This window comes from Virgisporangium aurantiacum, from assembly GCF_016863635.1.
Taxonomy (GTDB): Bacteria; Actinomycetota; Actinomycetes; order Mycobacteriales; family Micromonosporaceae; genus Virgisporangium; species Virgisporangium aurantiacum.
Genome location: NZ_BOPG01000023.1, coordinates 36,351 through 53,328, shown reverse-complemented (window position 1 = coordinate 53,328; position 16,978 = coordinate 36,351). Strand labels below are relative to the sequence as shown.

At 72.7% G+C, this 16,978-nt stretch carries 12 protein-coding genes; 5 read left to right on the top strand and 7 right to left on the bottom strand.

Translation table 11 applies throughout. From position 1 onward, the window contains the following. Positions 1 to 81: 81 nt before the first annotated feature. Complete coding sequence (locus Vau01_RS17465; RefSeq protein WP_203993596.1) at positions 82 to 456, top strand: DUF6884 domain-containing protein; 375 nt, start codon at positions 82 to 84, stop codon at positions 454 to 456. 56 nt (positions 457 to 512) lie between these two features. Here Vau01_RS17465 and Vau01_RS17460 read toward each other — a convergent pair whose 3' ends face one another. Continuing rightward, positions 513 to 2,093 carry a discoidin domain-containing protein gene (locus tag Vau01_RS17460; protein WP_203993593.1) on the bottom strand — a complete coding sequence of 527 codons (1,581 nt, stop codon included), beginning with the start codon at positions 2,091 to 2,093 and terminating at the stop codon, positions 513 to 515. A gap of 197 nt (positions 2,094 to 2,290) precedes the next feature. On the opposite strand from Vau01_RS17460, the gene Vau01_RS17455 reads away from it, so the two are divergent. Beyond that, entirely contained in the window at positions 2,291 to 4,609 is a 2,319-nt protein-coding gene (locus Vau01_RS17455; RefSeq protein ID WP_203993590.1) for a tetratricopeptide repeat protein, read from the top strand. On the opposite strand, the gene Vau01_RS17450 is transcribed toward Vau01_RS17455, so the two are convergent. The 3 genes from Vau01_RS17450 to Vau01_RS17440 all read right to left on the bottom strand — a co-directional run bounded on the left by Vau01_RS17450 (position 4,598) and on the right by Vau01_RS17440 (position 8,951). Continuing rightward, positions 4,598 to 5,332: an SWIM zinc finger family protein gene (locus Vau01_RS17450; RefSeq protein WP_203993587.1), complete on the bottom strand. Its 735-nt coding sequence runs from the start codon at positions 5,330 to 5,332 to the stop codon at positions 4,598 to 4,600. The two genes, Vau01_RS17455 and Vau01_RS17450, sit on opposite strands and share 12 nt — an antisense overlap. Further along, positions 5,325 to 8,255 carry a DEAD/DEAH box helicase gene (locus Vau01_RS17445; RefSeq protein ID WP_203993583.1) on the bottom strand — a complete coding sequence of 977 codons (2,931 nt, stop codon included), beginning with the start codon at positions 8,253 to 8,255 and terminating at the stop codon, positions 5,325 to 5,327. Before Vau01_RS17445 ends, Vau01_RS17450 begins: the two co-directional genes overlap by 8 nt. Positions 8,256 to 8,378: 123 nt before the next feature. Continuing rightward, positions 8,379 to 8,951: a nucleoside/nucleotide kinase family protein gene (locus Vau01_RS17440; protein WP_239151662.1), complete on the bottom strand. Its 573-nt coding sequence runs from the start codon at positions 8,949 to 8,951 to the stop codon at positions 8,379 to 8,381. Positions 8,952 to 9,097: 146 nt separating this feature from the next. Between Vau01_RS17440 and Vau01_RS17435 the strand changes: the two genes are divergently transcribed. Together Vau01_RS17435 and Vau01_RS17430 are read left to right on the top strand one after the other, a co-directional pair. Further along, a complete protein-coding gene (locus tag Vau01_RS17435) occupies positions 9,098 to 10,213 on the top strand; it encodes a WD40/YVTN/BNR-like repeat-containing protein (RefSeq protein WP_203993581.1) in 1,116 nt (371 codons plus the stop codon). Next, complete coding sequence (locus Vau01_RS17430) at positions 10,210 to 10,506, top strand: MoaD/ThiS family protein (protein WP_203993580.1); 297 nt, start codon at positions 10,210 to 10,212, stop codon at positions 10,504 to 10,506. Before Vau01_RS17435 ends, Vau01_RS17430 begins: the two co-directional genes overlap by 4 nt. 17 nt (positions 10,507 to 10,523) lie before the next feature. Here the strand turns inward: Vau01_RS17430 and Vau01_RS17425 are convergent, their stop codons facing one another. Then, complete coding sequence (locus Vau01_RS17425; RefSeq protein ID WP_239151661.1) at positions 10,524 to 11,321, bottom strand: TioE family transcriptional regulator; 798 nt, start codon at positions 11,319 to 11,321, stop codon at positions 10,524 to 10,526. 61 nt (positions 11,322 to 11,382) lie between these two features. On the opposite strand from Vau01_RS17425, the gene Vau01_RS17420 reads away from it, so the two are divergent. Next, positions 11,383 to 13,005: a DUF6194 family protein gene (locus tag Vau01_RS17420; protein ID WP_203993577.1), complete on the top strand. Its 1,623-nt coding sequence runs from the start codon at positions 11,383 to 11,385 to the stop codon at positions 13,003 to 13,005. Here the strand turns inward: Vau01_RS17420 and Vau01_RS17415 are convergent. Together Vau01_RS17415 and Vau01_RS17410 are read right to left on the bottom strand one after the other, a co-directional pair. Continuing rightward, positions 12,978 to 14,045 (bottom strand): FAD-dependent monooxygenase, encoded by a 1,068-nt coding sequence (locus tag Vau01_RS17415; protein WP_203993575.1) that lies wholly within the window; start codon positions 14,043 to 14,045, stop codon positions 12,978 to 12,980. The two genes, Vau01_RS17420 and Vau01_RS17415, sit on opposite strands and share 28 nt — an antisense overlap. A 35-nt stretch (positions 14,046 to 14,080) precedes the next feature. Then, on the bottom strand, positions 14,081 to 16,831 hold the full coding sequence (locus tag Vau01_RS17410; protein WP_203993573.1) for an ATP-binding protein: 2,751 nt from the start codon (positions 16,829 to 16,831) through the stop codon (positions 14,081 to 14,083). Positions 16,832 to 16,978: the final 147 nt, after the last annotated feature.

Genomic DNA, 16,978 nt, shown 5'->3' with positions numbered 1-16,978 from the left:
CAACCGCTCGTCGGGACGGTAGTACCTACCGGTGGCAGATTGCAAGCACTTTGGGGGACGTGGATGCGGCAGGATGGGTGAGTGGCGTCCTTCGATCTGTTGCTGGTCACCTGCGTCTACGAGAAGGCCGACGGTCCGCGTGTCGCCCGTGATTTCTACGTCTCGCCGTACTTCCGGCAGCTGCGGGAGTACGCCGAGCAGAGCGGCAAGCCGTGGTTCATCGTGTCGGCCGAGCACGGGCTGGTGCAGCCGGACGAGTGGCACCTCCCGGACACCCCGGGCTGGTACCAGCGGGCCTGGGGTGCCTGGGTGGTGGCGCGGCTGCGGATGCTCGCCGGCGAGCTCGACGGCCGGACGATCGAGATCCACGCGGCCCAGGACTACGTCGTCCGCATCCACCCCCACCTGCACGCCGCCGGCGCCACGATCACGCTCGGCCCTCCGGCGCCGGAGTAGAGCCGGCGCAGGGATGAGCCGGCGCCGGAACAGAACCGGCGCCGGCCGCAGTCCGATCAGACCGCGTAGACCTCCAACTCGTTGACCCGGACGTAGTTCAGCTGGTGGTTCGGGCCGCTACGGCCCAGGATCCGCACCAGTCTCGACGTGCGCGCGGGGAACGTGACCGGCACCGAGAGCTGCGTGTTGCCGGTGACCGACGCGACCGTCACGAACGTGACGCCGTTCCACACCTGCACGTCGAAGTCCCGGATCGGGTAGCCCTGGCTGGTGTACACGACCACCCGGCGGAACGTCTTGTCGACGCCCATGTCGGCCTGCACCCACTGCGGGTTGTTCGGCGGGTAGGTGTTGGCGCTGTTGGCCCAGCTGTACGGGCCGCCGAGGGCGGTGCTGTTGTTGCAGTCGGTGGTGCGGGCGGCCGAGTACCCGGAGAACGTGCTCGACGCCGACGCGACCGCGCCGCAGGCGAGGTTGTCGGTGCCGGTCCCGCCGTCGCCGCCGGTGCTGCACATGTTGAACCGGACCCGACCGGTGTCGTACTCCAGGTACGTCGACTCGGAGAACAGCACCGCGTGGCTGCCGCCGTCGTCGTCGCGTTCCTGGGTCTGCACCGAGGTGCTGATCGACCCGCCGCCCTGCACGGGCACGGTGACCGTCGACGTGACGGTCTTGCCGCCGTCGAGTTCGTACCACTGGTAACCCATGTACTCGCCCCACACGGCGCGGTCCCAGGTGGTGATGTACAGGTCGGAGTTCTGCCAGTTGTCGATGTGCTTGCGCTTGACCTTGCCGAAGAAGTACGTCTTGACGACGGCGCCGTTGCCCGCGATCGCGACGAGCTTCATCTCGCGCTTGCCCTCGAACAGGCCGCCGAAGTCGCTCTTGTTCGGCACCCGCCAGCGTTGCAGGTACTCCTGGCCCCGGTTGTTGCGCAGCCCGGTCGGGTTGCACGCGGCGAGCGTCCCGGCCTTCGTCGACTCCGGACCGAACACGCGCGGCGCCGGCACGGCGACGACCTCACCGGTGAGCACCGGCGGGCCGCCGGTGGTGATCCGCTCGTTGACCGACAGCACCCACACCTCGTGCGTCTCGACGTAGGTCTCGTCGACCAGGTGCCCGGACGGTACGGCGTTGCCGTTGCCGTCGAGCACGTAGCTCTCCGCCGAGGCGGCCGACTCGTCCAGCGGCGACACCACGATCTCGACGGTGGCGGCGGGGACGATGCCCTCGTCGAGGTTGGGGATGTAGACCTGCGGGTCGAACGAGTACCCGTTGATGTTGCCGAACTGGGCGATCGAGTTCTTCAGGGCGACCCAGTCTGGGGCGTTCGGGTCGACCACGTGGCTCTCCTCGGCCTCCTGCACCACGGTCGACAGCAGCGCGTTGGTGTCGCCGTCGAACTGGCGGGCGGCGACGGTGCGGGTCAGCGTCCGGACCTGGGTGTCGCCGGCCACCGACCGCAACGCGGGGGTGAGAAGTTGCGACAGCCGGGAGTAGATCTGCGTTTCGGTGGTCGGTGGCGGGATGATCGCCGCCTGGCCGGCCGGTTCGGCGGCGGCGGATGTCGCCGGTGACACGGCCGCGAGGACGCCGGCCAGAAGGGCCGCGCAGCGGCGGCGGATGGAGAGGTTCACAACGGGTCTCCCCTCATCGGTGCGGATGAGCCGGATGATTGCCCGGCCGGGTCCGGGCCGCCGGGAATCCTGAACACCGCTGAACACCGTTGAGCGCCGACCGGCCGGATCGGTGGAACAGACGCGCCGGTCCGGGCGGGTCACCTCATCCATACGGCCATTTACATGTGTCGAATCGTTGTGATGGAGTTCTCGGCATGGTGAATGGCTCGTCACCGGTCGTGAGCCTGGACCACATCGGTGCCGTGTCGAGCACCACGGATCTCGCCCACCTACTGCGTCAGTTGCGCCGCCGGCAGGCCCGCCAACAGGGTGGGCCGGAGGTCACCTACCGCGCGCTCGCGGCGCGCACCGGCTGGTCAATCGGGATCCTCGCCGGCTACTTCGGCGGGCAGGTGCTGCCACCGACCGACCGGTTCGACGTCCTCGTTGCCCTTCTCGACGCGACCCCGACCGAGCGCGGCGCGCTCGCGACCGCTCGCGACCGCGCCCAGGAGGGCCGCCGGGCGGTCGACAAAGATCAGGAAAAAACAGGCAAGCGGACGCCGCGGCAGCTGCCGACCGCCGCGTGCACGTTCGCGGGACGCGCGCGGCAGCTCGCCGATCTCGACGGCTCCCGCCGGAACTGGACCGTCGCCGTCGTCTCCGGCACCGCCGGCGTCGGAAAGACCGCGCTCGCCGTGCACTGGGCGCACCGCGTCGCCGATCAGTTTCCCGACGGGCAGGTGTTCGTCAACCTCCGCGGCTTCGACCCGGACCGCCCGCCGGCCGACCCGGCCGAGGTGGTGCGCGACGTCCTCGACGCGTTCGGGGTGCCCGTGCACGCCGTGCCGGCGAGCGTCGCGGCGCGCATCGGCCTCTACCGGAGCATCCTCGCCGGCCGCCGTGTGCTGCTGGTACTCGACAACGCGCGCGACGCCGCCCAGGTGCGTCCCCTGTTACCCGGAACCCCCGACTGCCGCACGGTGGTGACCAGCCGCAACCAGATGACCAGCCTGGCCGCCACGGAGAGCGCGTACCAGCTCGGCCTGGACCTGCTGCCGGTCGACGAGGCCCGGGACCTGCTCGCCCGCCGGCTCGGCGACCGGGTGGCCGCCGAGCCCGACGCCGTCGACGAGCTGATCGGGTTGTGCGCCCGGCTGCCGCTGGCGCTGGCCGTGGTCGCGGCCCGGGCGAGCGCCCGACCGGCGTTCCCGCTCGCGGTGATCACCGACGAGCTGCGCCGCGCCCGCGGCAGCCTCGACCCGTTCGACGCCGGTGAGGCGGCCGTCGACGTCCGCGTCGTCCTGTCCTGCTCGTACGAGTGCCTGCGGCCGGCGGCCAAGACGCTGCTGCGCCGGCTCGGCGGGCACCCCGGCCCGGACGTGTCGGCACCCGCCGCCGCGAGCCTGGCCGGGACGGCACCCGACGAGATCCGGCCGGTGCTCGCCGAGCTGACCGACGCGCACCTGCTCACCGAGCACGCCCCCGGCCGGTACTCGCTGCACGACCTGCTCCGCGCGTTCGCCGCCGAGCGGGCCTGCCGCACCGACCCGGTCGCCGACCGCCGCGCCGCCGCCCGCCGCTGCCTCGACCACTACCTGCACACCGCCCACCGGGCCGCCGTGCTGCTGCACCCGGACCGCGATGCCATCGTCCTCGATCCGCCCGCCGCCGGGGTGACGCCCGAGCCGCTGCCCGGCCGCGACGCCGCCCGGGCCTGGTTCGAGCGGGAGCATCCCGTGCTCGTCGGGCTGGTGGCGCAGGCCGCCGCCGACGGGTTCGCCACCCACGCGTGGCGGCTGGCGTGGGCGGTGGCCGACTTCCTCGACTGGCGCGGCCATTGGCGCGACTTCGCGGGCGTCCAGCAGCGTGCCCTCGCCGCCGCGGCATCGGCCGGCGACCGCACCGGGCAGATCCACGCCCGCCGGATGATGGCCCGCGCCTGCAACCGGTTGGGCCGCCACGACGAGGCCCGCACGCACCTGGACCGCGCGATCGCGCTGTGCCGGGAGACCGGCGACGCCGGCACCGAGGCGTACTGTCACCTCAACCTGGCGCTGGCCCTGGAGTGCGGCGGCGCGTTCCGGCGGGCGTTGGCCCACGCCCGCACCGCGCTGGACCTGTTCGAGGGCGCCGGCCAGCCGACCGGGTACGCCGCGTCGCTCGGGGTGGTCGGCTGGTACCACGCGCTGGTGGGGGAGTACCCGCAGGCGCTGGAGAACTGCCGCACCGCGGTGGCGCTGCAGGAGGACGGCGGGCAGGTCGCACCGTCCACATTGGACAGCCTGGGGTACGCGTACCACCACCTCGGGCGGCACCGCGAGGCCGCCGCGGCCTACCGGCGGGCGATCGACCTGTACCGCGACGCCGGCGACCGGTTCCACGAGGCCGACACGCTCGTGCACCTCGGCGACTCGTTGCGGGCGGCGGGCGCCGCGGCACAGGCGACGCTGTCGCTGCGGCAGGCGCTGACCATCCTGGAGGATCTGGAGCATCCGGCGGCGGCGGACCTCCGGGCCCGGCTACCCGCCTGACGCGAGGCGGTGGTAGACCGCGGCGAGAACATCGGTGACCTCGAACCGGCCGGCGCTCAACCCCAGTGGTTCCAACTGTTCCAGCACCGCGTCGGGGCGGCGGACGCTGCCGGCCACCTGATCCAGGGGCGGTTCCAGGCGCGGCCCGGCGGTCCAGAAACCGGCGGTGGGCGGCAGCAGCAGCGGCTGCGGCTTTGTGGCGATCGCCGGTAGCGGTGCGACCCGTAGCTCCCGGAGATTGTCGAGGAGTTCGGTGCGGCCGCGGCCGCGCCAGGCGAGGATGCCGAACGGGTCGGCGTCGAACTGCTCGGCGAGCGCGTAGCAGGTGGCGGCGAGGTGCCCGCACGGCCGCTTCCAGTCCGGGCAGGAGCATTCCAGCGCGATCTCGGTGAGGTCGGTCGGCAGCAGCGACAGGCCGTACCCGGCGAGCAGCCGGTCGAGGTCCTCGGGCAGGTCGCCGGCCAGGAGCCGGGCCAGGTACAGCGCCTCACCGGCCAGCGCGCGCTCGATGCGCCGCCAGTCGGCCGCCGAGTACGCCCGCACGCCGACCCGCGCCCGGTGCGTGTCGCCGTCGTCGTCGACGATCAGCCCGGTCACCACGCTGGTGGAGATCGTCAGCGACCGCACCTGCCCGGCCCGGACGTACCGGCGCCCCTGCTGGAACACCGCCGCCATCCGCAGCGACTCGAGCATCCCGACGAACTGTTCCGACCACCTACTCACCGAGCGCCTCCGGTGTCAGCGCCACCAGGCCGGCGATGTCCTCTGTGGACAGTCCGGCCAGCCAGCCGTGTTCACTGCCGACGGCCAGCCCGGCCATCGCCCGCTTCTGCGACATCACCGTGTCGATGCGCTCCTCCACCGTCCCCACGCACACGAACGTGTGCACCTGCACGTCGCGGTCCTGCCCGATCCGGTACGCCCGGTCGGTGGCCTGCGACTCGACGGCCGGGTTCCACCACCGGTCCAGATGCACCACGTGGTTGGCGGCGGTGAGGTTGAGCCCGGTGCCGCCGGCCTTCACCGACAACAGCATCACGCCCGGCTCGCGTAACGCCTGGAAGGCCGCGACCATCGCGTCGCGCGCGCCGCGCGGCGTGCCGCCGTGCAGGAACGGGACGGGCAACCCCAGCCGACCCGACAGGTACGGCGCCAGCATCGCACCGAACGCCGCGTACTGCGTGAACACCAGCACGCGGTCGCCGTCGGCGACGGCGTTGCCGAGGATCTCCTCCAGCCGGTCGAGCTTGCCCGACCGTCCGGCCAACGGCGTGCCGTCGCCGAGCAGGTGCGCCGGATGGTTGCACACCTGCTTCAGCTTGGTGATCGCCGAGAGCACCAGTCCCTTGTGCCGCGCGCCGGCGTTGCGTTCGCGCATCTTCTGCAGCAACTCGTCGACCACCGCCTGGTACAGCGACGCCTGCTCGGCCGTGAGATTGCACCACTGCCGCCGGTCCAGCTTGCGGGGCAGGTCGGCGATCACCGCCTTGTCGGTCTTCACCCGTCGCAGCAGGAACGGTCGCGTCGCGCGGCGCAGCCTGGCCGCGGCGTCGGCGTCGGCGAACCGCTCGACCGGCACCGAGTACCGGGCCCGGAAAATGCTTGCGGGGCCGAGGATTCCGGGGTTGAGGAACTCGGCGATCGACCACAGCTCGGTGAGCCGGTTCTCCACCGGCGTCCCGGTCAGCGCCACCCGGTGCCGGGCCGGGATGCGCCGCAACGCCCGCGCCGTCAGGCCGCTCGCGTTCTTCACGTGCTGCGCCTCGTCGAGTACGATGCGGTCCCACTCGGCGCCGGCGAGCGCGTCCGCGTCCCGGCTGGCCACCTGGTAGGTGGTGAGAACGAGGTCCGCGTCATGGCTCGGCGTCCGCGCGGAGCCGTGATAGACAAAGGCTTTGAGGGACGGAGTGAAGCGCTCGATCTCCTTCCGCCAATTGCCCAGCACCGACAGCGGGCACACGATCAGCGTGGGCGGGCGCTCCCCGGTCGCGCGTAGGTACGCCTCCAACGCCAGCACCTGAACGGTCTTGCCCAGCCCCATGTCGTCGGCCAGCAACGCACCGATGCCCAGCGCGTCGAGGAAAGCCAGCCACGACAGGCCGGCCCGTTGGTACGGGCGGAGCTCGCCGCGGAACGACGGTGGCGGGTCGATCAGCTCCAGGGTGGTGCTCGCCCGTCCGGTCAACAGGTCGGCGACCCAACCGGAACCGTCCACATGAGACACCGGAAGCGGCAGGTCGCCGTCCGGGAACAGGCGGGTGAGCCGCATCGCCTCGCCGGCGGTCATCTCGCCGGCGCCACCCCGGGCGAGGAACGCCAACCCCTTGCGCAGCCGCTCGGGATCGAGGTGCACCCACCGGCCGCGTAGCCGTATCAGGGGCACCTTCGCCCGGGCGAGCTCGGCCAGGTCGGCCTCGCTCAGGAACTCCTCGCCCAGTGCCAGCCCCCACCGGAACCGCACCACGGCGTCCCGGCTCGTGGTGGTGTCCCGGAGCACCGGCCGCGCCGGTTGTCCACTATGGACGGTGAGGGTGAGGCCGAACTCCTGCCGCCGCTGCCACTGCGCCGGCAGCAGCACGCCGAAACCGGCCTCGGAGAGCACGGTCGCGTGGGTGAGGAACCGGTAGGCACCGGCGGTGTCCAGCCGTTGCTCGGTGGGGCGGGGCGAGGCCCGGAGCGCGTCGACGAGGTCCGGATACAGGCGGCTGGCCCGGCCCAGATCGGCCAGTAGCACCTCCTGCGGGTAGTCGACCCACCGCATCAGCGGCGACGCGGCGTCGCGCCACACGTCGTGCGCGGGCACGAGAAGGCCGGGCTCGTCGTGCGGCTGCATCAGGAACTCGAGCAGCCAGCCACTCTGTTCGGTGTCGGGGAACTCGTCGACGAAGCCGAGCCGGAAACACGTGCGCAGCGGCGCCGGCCGTACGCCGTCAGCCCACTGGTCGAGGCGCTCGCGGAGCTCCGCGACGTCACCGTGGATTTTCGCCCCGGTGCCGGTGAGCGCGGCCAACCAGGCGTGCACCACGCCGTCACCCTGTATTTGCAACAGCGGGCCCGGCACCTTCGCGCGGACCTGGCTGTCGGCGGCCCGATCGATCGCGGTGCGGGTCGCCTCCGCGGCCGCCACGCCGGGCGTCGCGGCGCGGGCCACGCCCGGCATCGCCCGGTGGAGCGCCTCGAACCGGTGCGCGTCGTGACCGGTGAGCACCGTGCGCCAGCGCGCCTCGCCCTCGACGATCGCCGGCAGCACCCGGCCCCGCGCCACCAGGTCGGCGGCGAACCACACGACGTCGGCGAGCCAGCCCACCGACGCGCCCTTGCCGTGATCGCCGTCGGCGAGCATCGCCTCCAGATCGGCATCCGCCGCCAACCGGACGACGGGCACCTGCCACGGCAGTGCCCGCTCCTCGCCCCGGCTGGGCCGTCGCATCCCCTCCAGTTCCGGTGACGCGAGCGGAACCGACCCCACCGACGGCAGGGTGAGCACCTCCGTGCCCGGTTCGCCACCGACCGGAGGCGCCACCGCGAACGGGTGCGGCTCGGCCCGGCGCACGCTCCGTCGCCGCCCGGACGGCCCGGTGGGCGCCGCCTCCGCCCAGCAGGCCAGCCGGCCCCCGGCCGCAACCAGCCCATGCACGACGAACATCCGCCCGACCCTAGCGCGCCCGTTTCCGGATCTTGGACTCCCCGCGGTGCCATAACCCCGCGAGGAGTCCAAGATCCGCAAACCGGGCGTCGACCTGGGTCATCGGCTCGGTCGGCTGCGACGTTACGGGCGGATCAGGCGGGGGATCGCCGGGTCGGTGTTGTCGATCAGGATCGTGGCCCTTGCCCGGGGAGCGCACGCGGCGAAGTAGATCCGCTGGGCTTCGACGTAGCGGTGCAGGTCGGGGCCGACGATGCCGTCGCGGTGGGCCAGGCGCTGCGCGGTCACCTCGAACGGCACGTCGAGGAACACGGTCAGGTCGAAGGCGGCGCGTAGCTCGTCCCGATGCAGGAAGAGCCCGTCGACGATCACCACGGCGCCCGGCGGCGCGATGATCGGTTCGGGGTGGAGGACCGCGTCCGTCGCCAGGTCGTGAGCCCGCGGCCGGTAGCGGCGGGATCCGCCGGGGGCCAGCGGATCGAGGACGTCGGTGCGCAACCGACCGTAGTCGAACGCGTGCAGCCAGAAGCCTTCGGGGGACGCGCGGCCGAGCCGGTACCGCACCGCCCGCACGTGGTGGAAGTCGTCGACCGACACCCGTACCACCGGCCGGCCCCGCTCCCGCAGGGTCGCGGCGAGGCCGTCCGCGAAAAAAGTCTTCCCGGACGCGTCGGGGCCGTCGATTCCGACCCGCACGCAATCGTCATTGGTAGGAACGGGCATCCGCCGCGCGACATGATCGAGGACGGCCACGGGGCGACCCTAACGGGTGGCTCCGGGCAGCGAAATGTCACAGGTCTGCGCGACGATGCCCGAAGGCCCACGACGAGGAGGTCTCAGGCATGACCGGCGTTCGAGTACTGGTGGGTACGCGCAAGGGCGCGTTCATTCTCACCGCCGACGGAAAACGGGAAAACTGGCAGGTCAGCGGCCCGCACTTCGGCGGGTGGGAGATCTACCACGTCAACGGCTCGGCGGCCGATCCCGACCGGCTGTACGCGTCACAGTCCTCGGGGTGGTTCGGTCAGATCATCCAGCGGTCCGACGACGGCGGCGGGTCGTGGAACCCGGTCGGCAACGACTTCACCTACCAGGGTGAGGCCGGCGAGCACCTCTGGTACGACGGCACGCCCCGCCCGTTCGAGTTCAAGCGGATCTGGCACCTCGAACCGTCCCGCGACGACCCCGACACGGTCTACGCCGGCGGCGAAGACGCCGCGCTGTACAAGAGCGTCGACGGCGGCGGCAAGTGGGAGGAGCTGCCCGCGCTGCGCACCCACCCGTCGGCGCCGAGTTGGCAGCCGGGTGCCGGTGGCATGTGCCTCCACACGATCATCCTCGACCCGGTGAACCCGCAGCGGATCTACGTCGCGATCTCCGCGGCCGGCGCGTTCCGCACCGACGACGGCGGCACCACCTGGCTGCCGATCAACAAGGGCCTGCGCTCGGGCGGCATTCCCGACGAAGACGCCGAGGTCGGCCACTGCGTGCACCGCCTGGCCATGCACCCGTCCCGGCCCGACGTGCTGTTCATGCAGAAGCACTGGGACGTCATGCGCACCGACGACGCCGGTGGCCAGTGGCGTGAGGTCAGCGGCAACCTGCCCACCGACTTCGGGTTCCCGATCGCCGTGCACGCCCACGAGCCGGAGACGGTCTACGTCGTCCCCATCACCAGCGACTCCGAGCACTACGTGCCCGAGGGCAAGCTGCGCGTCTACCGCAGCCGCGGCGGCGGCGACGAGTGGGAGCCGCTCACCGAGGGCCTGCCCCAGGCCAACTGCTACGTCAACGTCCTGCGCGACGCGATGGCCGTCGACACGCTCGACTCGTGCGGAATCTACTTCGGTACCAGCGGCGGCCAGGTGTACGTCTCCGCCGACAGCGGCGACAGCTGGCGGGCGATCGTCCGCGACCTGCCGGCGGTGCTGTCCGTCGAGGTGCAGGTGCTGCCGTGATCCGCGTGGTCCTGCCCGCGCACCTGAAGAACCTGGCCCGGGTCACCGGCGAGGTCGAGCTCGACGTCGCCGCCCCGGTCACGCAGCGCCGGGTCCTCGACGCGCTGGAGGCGGCCTACCCGGCCCTGCGCGGCACCCTCCGAGACCGGCAGACCGGGCAGCGGCGGGCGTTCATCCGGTTCTTCGCGTGCGAGGAGGACCTGTCCAACGAGGCGCCCGACGCCGAACTCCCCGAGGAGGTGGCGGCGGGCAAGGAGCCGTTCCTGGTCGTCGGCGCCATGGCCGGCGGCTGAGCACCCCGCACCCCGCGTCATTCGCGCAGGCGGAGGTATTTGTCGAGGTTGCCCGCGCCCGTCAGCATGGCGCGGGCCCTCGTGGTGAGGCGTTGCCGCCAGTCGGCCAGGGAGGCGGCCAGCGCCTCGGCGCCGCCGGCCCGGCGGGTGTGGTCGAGCACGGTGGCGATGTGCGCGAGCGGGTAGCCGCCGCGGCGCAGGAGGTGGGCCAGGTCGGCGTCGCGGAGGTCGGCGGCCCGGTAGACGCGGTGACGGGTGCCGCGGTCGCGGTGCGGCACCAGGATGCCTGCCCGCTCCCACTTGCGCAGCGTCGCCGGCGTGACACCGAGCCGATGCGCGACGGCACCGATCGGCACCACCCCATCGGCCCGATCCCGCGCCGGCCCGGACGAAAGCGCGCCGCCGGAACCGGCGCTGGCGGGCGCGCCCCCGCCGAAACCGGCGCCGGCGGGCGGGCCGCCGCCGAAACCGGCGCTCAACTCCCGCACCGCCACCTCCACCGAGTCCAGCGTCGCGCGATCGGCCAGCAACCGGGCATGCGAAGCCTCGATCACCCGGAACGCGGCGTCCAGGTCCCCCCGATGCACGGCCCGCATGACCTCGCCCGCCGCGGCGAAGCCGAACCCCGGCACCATGGCCAGGAACGCCTCCAGCGCGGCCACGTGAAGCGACGAGTACACCCGGTAGCCGCTGTCCGTCCGGGACGCCGGCGGGATGAACCCGCTCTCCTCGTAGTTCCGCACCGTCTGCGCCGAGATGCCGTGCACCGCGGCCAGGTCGGTCGGCCGGTATCTCGCGGTTTTAGCCTTCAGCACAAGCCTCCGGGTAGATACGGGGAAAAGCTTCAAAAGCTGGTTCAAAGATACGGTTGAGGTCATGTCAACCGCAGCAGACCTGGACCGGTTCCTCGACCAACGGCCCGTCGACCTGCTCGCGTTCGGCGAGCCGACCCACGGGGAGCCGGCCTTCGTCCGGGCCCGCGACGAGCTCTTCAAGCGGCTCGTCGCGCGGGGATTCCGGTCGATCGCCGTCGAGTTCGATCGGGTCGCCGGCCTTGCCGTCGACGACTACGTCCACGGGCGGGGTGGCGAGGCGCCCACCGGTCGGGAGAAGAATCTTGCCGAGTGGATGCGCGGGTACAACGAGTCCCGGCCGGAGGGCGAGCGGCTCAGCTTCCACGGCTTCGACGCGCCCCTGGAGATGATGAGCGCCGCCAGCCCCGGCCCGTACCTGCGCGTCCTGCGCGATCACCTGCCCGAGCACCGCCGGCCGGCCGGAACGGAGGACCTCGACCGCCTCGTCGGCGACGACACCCGCTGGTCCGACCCGCGGGCCCAGCTCGACGCCGCCCGGTCGGTCGGCCGCACCGCCGACGCCGTCGCCCTGCGAACCCTGGCCGACGACCTCCTCACCGCCCTCTACGTCCACGCCCCGGACGCCCACGCGGCCGACTGGCACCGCGCCCGCGTCAACGGCATCGCCGCCCTGGGCCTGCTGAGATACCACGCGGCCGCCGCCGATCCCGCGCCGAGATACCACGCGGCCGCCGCCGATCCCGCGCCGGGAGCCGCTGCCGATCCCGCGCCGGGAGCCGTCGGTTCGGCGCCGGGAGCCGCAAGAACCTCACGCATGCTCGCCGTCCGCGACGCCCTCATGGCCCGGAACATCCTGGACCTCCGCAGCCAGGAAACCGGCAGGATCCTCGTCGCCGCCCACAACCGCCACCTGCAACGCAATCCCAGCCGCTGGCACCTCGCCGGCATGGACCTCGAATGGCCCAGCGCCGGCGCCATCGTGTCGGCCGTCCTCAAGGACCGTTACGCGGTGATCGTCGGCAGTCTCGGCTCCAGCGCCGCGCTCGGCCTCGGGCCGCCTGCCGACGGGAGCTTCGAGGGTGCGCTGTGTTCGCGCGCCGGCCACGGTCCGCTCTTCACCCAGGCACCGCAAGGGACCACGCGCACCGACGTCACGCCCGAACAGCAGTACTTCCCGTTGGACGCGGAGATCCAAGCCGACGCGATCTGGCACGTCGACCTGTTCCCGCCCGCGGCGGCCGCCCTCGCCGACCGGATCCAAGAGTTGCCCGGTGTCGAGAGCCAGCAGTCCGGCCCGGAGCTGGGTGTGCCCGACATCGCCTGGGACGACTGGTTCTTCTTCAACGGCAAACCCGGCAAACACCCGTTCGCCACCATCGTCAGCCACGATATCCCCGGCTTCGACGACCGGTCGGAGCTCGACCGGTCCGGCGTCTACCGCCTCAACCTCGACCTCGGCCGCGACGAGTTCCGCCGCCTGTTCGGCTACGGTCCCGAGGAGTTCAAGGCCCGCCGCGACGCCATCGACTTCGCCCGGTTCGACGAGTTCGTCCCGCACCCGGTCTACGGGACCCAGAGCTGGGCCAGCATCGTCAACCCCGGCCCGCGATCAGCCGAACATGTCGACCGCCTCCTGAAACACGCCCACACGAGGAATCACGGCCACTCCCGCAAGGGCGCGTAGTTCCGGACGAAGATCTTCCGGCCCGCCCGCGCCAGCACCGCGTTGCGAATACCAGCCGGGAGCACCCGCAACCGGTCCCGGCGCCGGGTCTGTGCCAGCACCCACCCGGTGCGGGGCCGGCGCCGCTCCTCGAACGACGTCAGCGCCACCGCCAGCGTCCGCGACTCCGTCAACGCGTCGGCGAGCACGATCGCGTCCTCCAGCGCCATCGCCGCGCCCTCGGCCATGTTCGGCGACGTGGCGTGCGCGGCGTCGCCCACGAGCAGCACCATCCCGCGCGACCACCGCGGCAGGTCGACCTCCTCCACCGGCGCGGTGTGCGGCGCGACAGCCAGGTCCAGCAACGCCGGAACCGGCGCCGCGTACCCGGCGACCGGCCCGTCGCTGTAGCAGTACACCCGCCCGTCGCCGATCGGGATCGTCAGGAACACCGACCCCCGCCCCATCATCAACGACCACACCGGGTCGGAAGAAGGAGAGGAAGCGACGAACCGCCGCGCCACCTGCCCCACCGGCCGCGCGGCCGCAGACGGCCCGAACACCGTCTCCCGCACCGCCGAGTGCACCCCGTCGGCGCCGATCACCAGGTCGTACCCGCCGGAAGTACCGTCGTCGAAGACGACCCGCACCCCATCGGCAGTGTCCACAATGGACACCGGCGACCGCCCCCACCGGATGGAGACCGCCTTCGCGCCGGCGAGGAGCACCTCGTGCAGCTCCGACCGGTGCACGGCCAGGCACGGCCCCACACCGTCCCAGATCTCCTCGACGTCGAGCGAGAACAACTCCCGCCCGGTGTGGTCGCTGACCCGCTGCCGCATGATCCGCACGCCGCGCGCGGCGACCTGCCCCGCCAACCCGAGCGTGTCCAACGCGCGGACGGCGTTGGCCGGCAGGTAGATCCCGGCGCCGATCACCGACGGCCCGCCCGCCCGCTCCACGACGTCGACGTTCGCGCCCCACTCGTGCAGCCGGGCGGCCACCGCCAGCCCCGCGATTCCCGCACCCACCACCAGAACGTCCACCCCGGCACCACGCATGGCACCGACGCTAGGCAGCCACCCTTCCGGAATTCTTATCCGGCCTCTTCCAGCGCCAGCTCAAGGGCCGCTTCGGGGCGGCGGGACAGCCCGGCCGCCCACGCCGCGTCGAACGCCGCCGGGTCCAGAATGGCCCGGGAACGTGCGAGCAGCTCGTCGATCCACGCGCCCACGAACGGCAGCACCACCACGCCGATCGCGTCCCGCAACGCCGCCGACGTCGCCAGCAACGACACCGCCCGGTCGTGCCCGCCCCGGCCGGCCGCCAGTTCGGCCGCGAGGTACAGGCCGAGCGACAACCCCCACACGTGCCCGAGTTGCCCGTACCCGCGCAACGACGCCCGCAGGTAGGCGGCAGCGCTGGAATCGCCGGCCCGCCAGGCGAGCGTCCCCCGCAGCATGTCCAGCGCCGCCAGCGCCTCCGGGTCACCCATCGCCCGCATCACCGGCGCGCACTCGTCCGCCAGCGCCAGAGCCAATTCGTCGTCGTTCCGGGCCGCCGCCACCGACGCGAGATACAGCAACGCGAACGCCTCCGGCCACACCGCACCCGACTCCCGCGCGTACCCGAGCGCCCGTTGCAGCACCGACGCCGCCCGCGGATAGTCGCCGCCGTAGATCGCCGCCAGCCCGAGCGTCGTCAACGCCCGCGCCACCCCGGCGCCGTCGCCCGCCTGCCGGCTCAGCTCGGCCGCCTCGTCGGCGGCGCGGCCGGCGGCGGCCAGATCCCCTTGCAGCACGGCGAGTCCGGCTGCGCTGTCCAACGCCCGCGCCCGCACGATCGGCGGAACGGGCTTGTCCAACGCCAGCGCCGCGGACAGCCACCGGCGGCCCTCGCGGTAGCGGCCGTGCCGGTCCCACAACGGATACAGCGATCCGGCCAACCGCAACGCCGTCGCCGCGTCGCCGGTCGCCAGGCACCAGTGCAGCGCCGCCCGCAGGTTGCCGTTCTCCTCCTCCAGCCGGCGCAGCCACACCGTCTGCCCGTCGCTCTGCCACGCCGCCCGGGCCGCCTTCACCAACGCCAGCACCGTGGCCGCGTGCCGGTCGCGGGTCTCGTCGCGCAGCCCCGACTCGTCGAGCCGCTCGGATCCGTACGCCCGCAACGTCTCCAGCATCCGGTACCGCGACCCGTCGAAGGTCACCATGGACTTGTCGACGAGGCCCACGACCCCCTCGCCCGCAACGGCCTCCGCAGAAGACAGCGTGAACCCACCCACGAACACCGACAGCCGCTCGAACAACCGCCGGTCCGCCGGCGAGAGCCGTTCGTAGCTCCAGTCGACGATCGCCCGCAACGTCCGGTGCCGGGGGAGCGCGGTGCGGCTGCCGCGGGTCAGCAGCCGGAACCGGTCCGACAACCCGCGCGCCACCTCCTCGACGCCGAGCACCTGGATGCTCGCCGCCGCGAGCTCCAACGCCAGCGGCAACCCGTCGAGGCGCCGGCAGATCCCGTCCAGCGCCGCCGTCGGCCGGAACCGCGGCCGTCCCGCCGTCACCCGATCGGTGAGCAGCCGCCGCGCGTCGGCGGGTTCCAGCCCGGCCACCGGCCACAGCTGCTCACCGGTCACCCCGAGCCGTTCCCGGCTGGTGGCGATGATCCGCAGCGGCGGGCACGCCTTCAGCAGCGCGTCGGTGGCGCCCGCGACCTCGGCCACCAGGTGGTCGCAGTTGTCCAGCACCAGCAGGGCCGGTGCCCGGTCGAGCCGCGCGGCGAGCACGTCGAGCGTCGGCCGCCGCGGATGCTCGCGCACGCCGAGCGTCGCGGCGATCGTCAGCACCACCAGGCCGGGCTGCGTCAGCGCGGCCAGATCCACCAGCCACGCCCCACCCGCAACCGCCGCGGCCTCCACCGCGAGCCGGCTCTTACCGACCCCACCGACGCCGGTCAACGTCACCAGCCGCCCGGCGCGCAGCCGCTCGGCGACCCCGGCCAGGTCGCGGCCGCGCCCGACAAACCCCGTCAGCCCGGCCGGCAGGTTTCCGTCACCCTGATCGGTGGTTTTTTCGGATACGCCATGAGCACCTGCTCCGAGTGCGGGGTCCTGCCGCAGCACCGCGGCTTCGAGTTCGCGAAGTTCCGCCCCGGGTTCGATGCCCAGCTCCACCCGCAGCAACCGCGCCACCTCCCGGTAGGCCGCGAGCGCCTCACTCTGCCGCCCGGCCCGGTACAACGCGAGCATCAGCTGCGCCCGGAACCGTTCCCGCAACGGGTATTCAGCGGTGAGCGTCGCCAGTTCCGGCAGCACCAGATCGTGCCGCCCGCTGTCGAGATCGGCCGCCACCCGGTGCTCCAACGCCTGCAGCCGCACCGCGTCGAGCCGCGTGGCCGTCGGCCGGGCGAACGCCTCGTCGGCGAACTCCGCCAACGCCGGCCCCCGGTACACGGCCAACGCCTCCCCGAGCAGACCCCGCGCCCGCTCCACCTCCCCGGCCGCCAACGCCCGACCACCCGCCGCCGCAAGCCGCTCGAACACCCGCGCGTCAAGCTCGTCCGCGTTCACCCGCAGCCGGTACCCACCCTCGCGATGCGCGAGCCCCGCATCCCGCTCGTCGTTGTCGACCCGCAACGCCGCCCGCAACTCACTGACCCGCACATGCAGCACGTCCCGCGCCCGCCGCGGCGCACCGGCCGGCCACAGCGCGTCGATCAGCACGTCGCCCGGAACCACCGCGTCCGCGTGCACCAGGAGGACGGCGAGCAACCGCCGATGCCGGGGCCCACCTAGGGAGATCGGGGAGCCGTCACGCCACACCTGCACCGGCCCCAGAATCCGGAACTCCACGCAGGCAGGCTACGCCCAAACCCCCTGACCCCACTCATAAGGTTGAATACCCGACCCCCCCTTTGCGGACCTAGGTCTCTTGCTGTCGCCCGAGTTTCGGCTTTCTGTCGCTCGGACCCAGGTTCTTAGTTGATCTCTGGACCGGGC

What these genes read in the sequence shown, in the direction of transcription:
- Vau01_RS17455 (WP_203993590.1), top strand. Translation starts at nt 2,291, where the DNA reads ATGGTGAATGGCTCGTCACCGGTCGTGAGCCTGGACCACATCGGTGCC.
- Vau01_RS17435 (WP_203993581.1), top strand. Translation starts at nt 9,098, where the DNA reads ATGACCGGCGTTCGAGTACTGGTGGGTACGCGCAAGGGCGCGTTCATT.
- Vau01_RS17415 (WP_203993575.1), bottom strand. Translation starts at nt 14,045, where the DNA reads ATGCGTGGTGCCGGGGTGGACGTTCTGGTGGTGGGTGCGGGAATCGCG.
- Vau01_RS17445 (WP_203993583.1), bottom strand. Translation starts at nt 8,255, where the DNA reads ATGTTCGTCGTGCATGGGCTGGTTGCGGCCGGGGGCCGGCTGGCCTGC.
- Vau01_RS17420 (WP_203993577.1), top strand. Translation starts at nt 11,383, where the DNA reads ATGTCAACCGCAGCAGACCTGGACCGGTTCCTCGACCAACGGCCCGTC.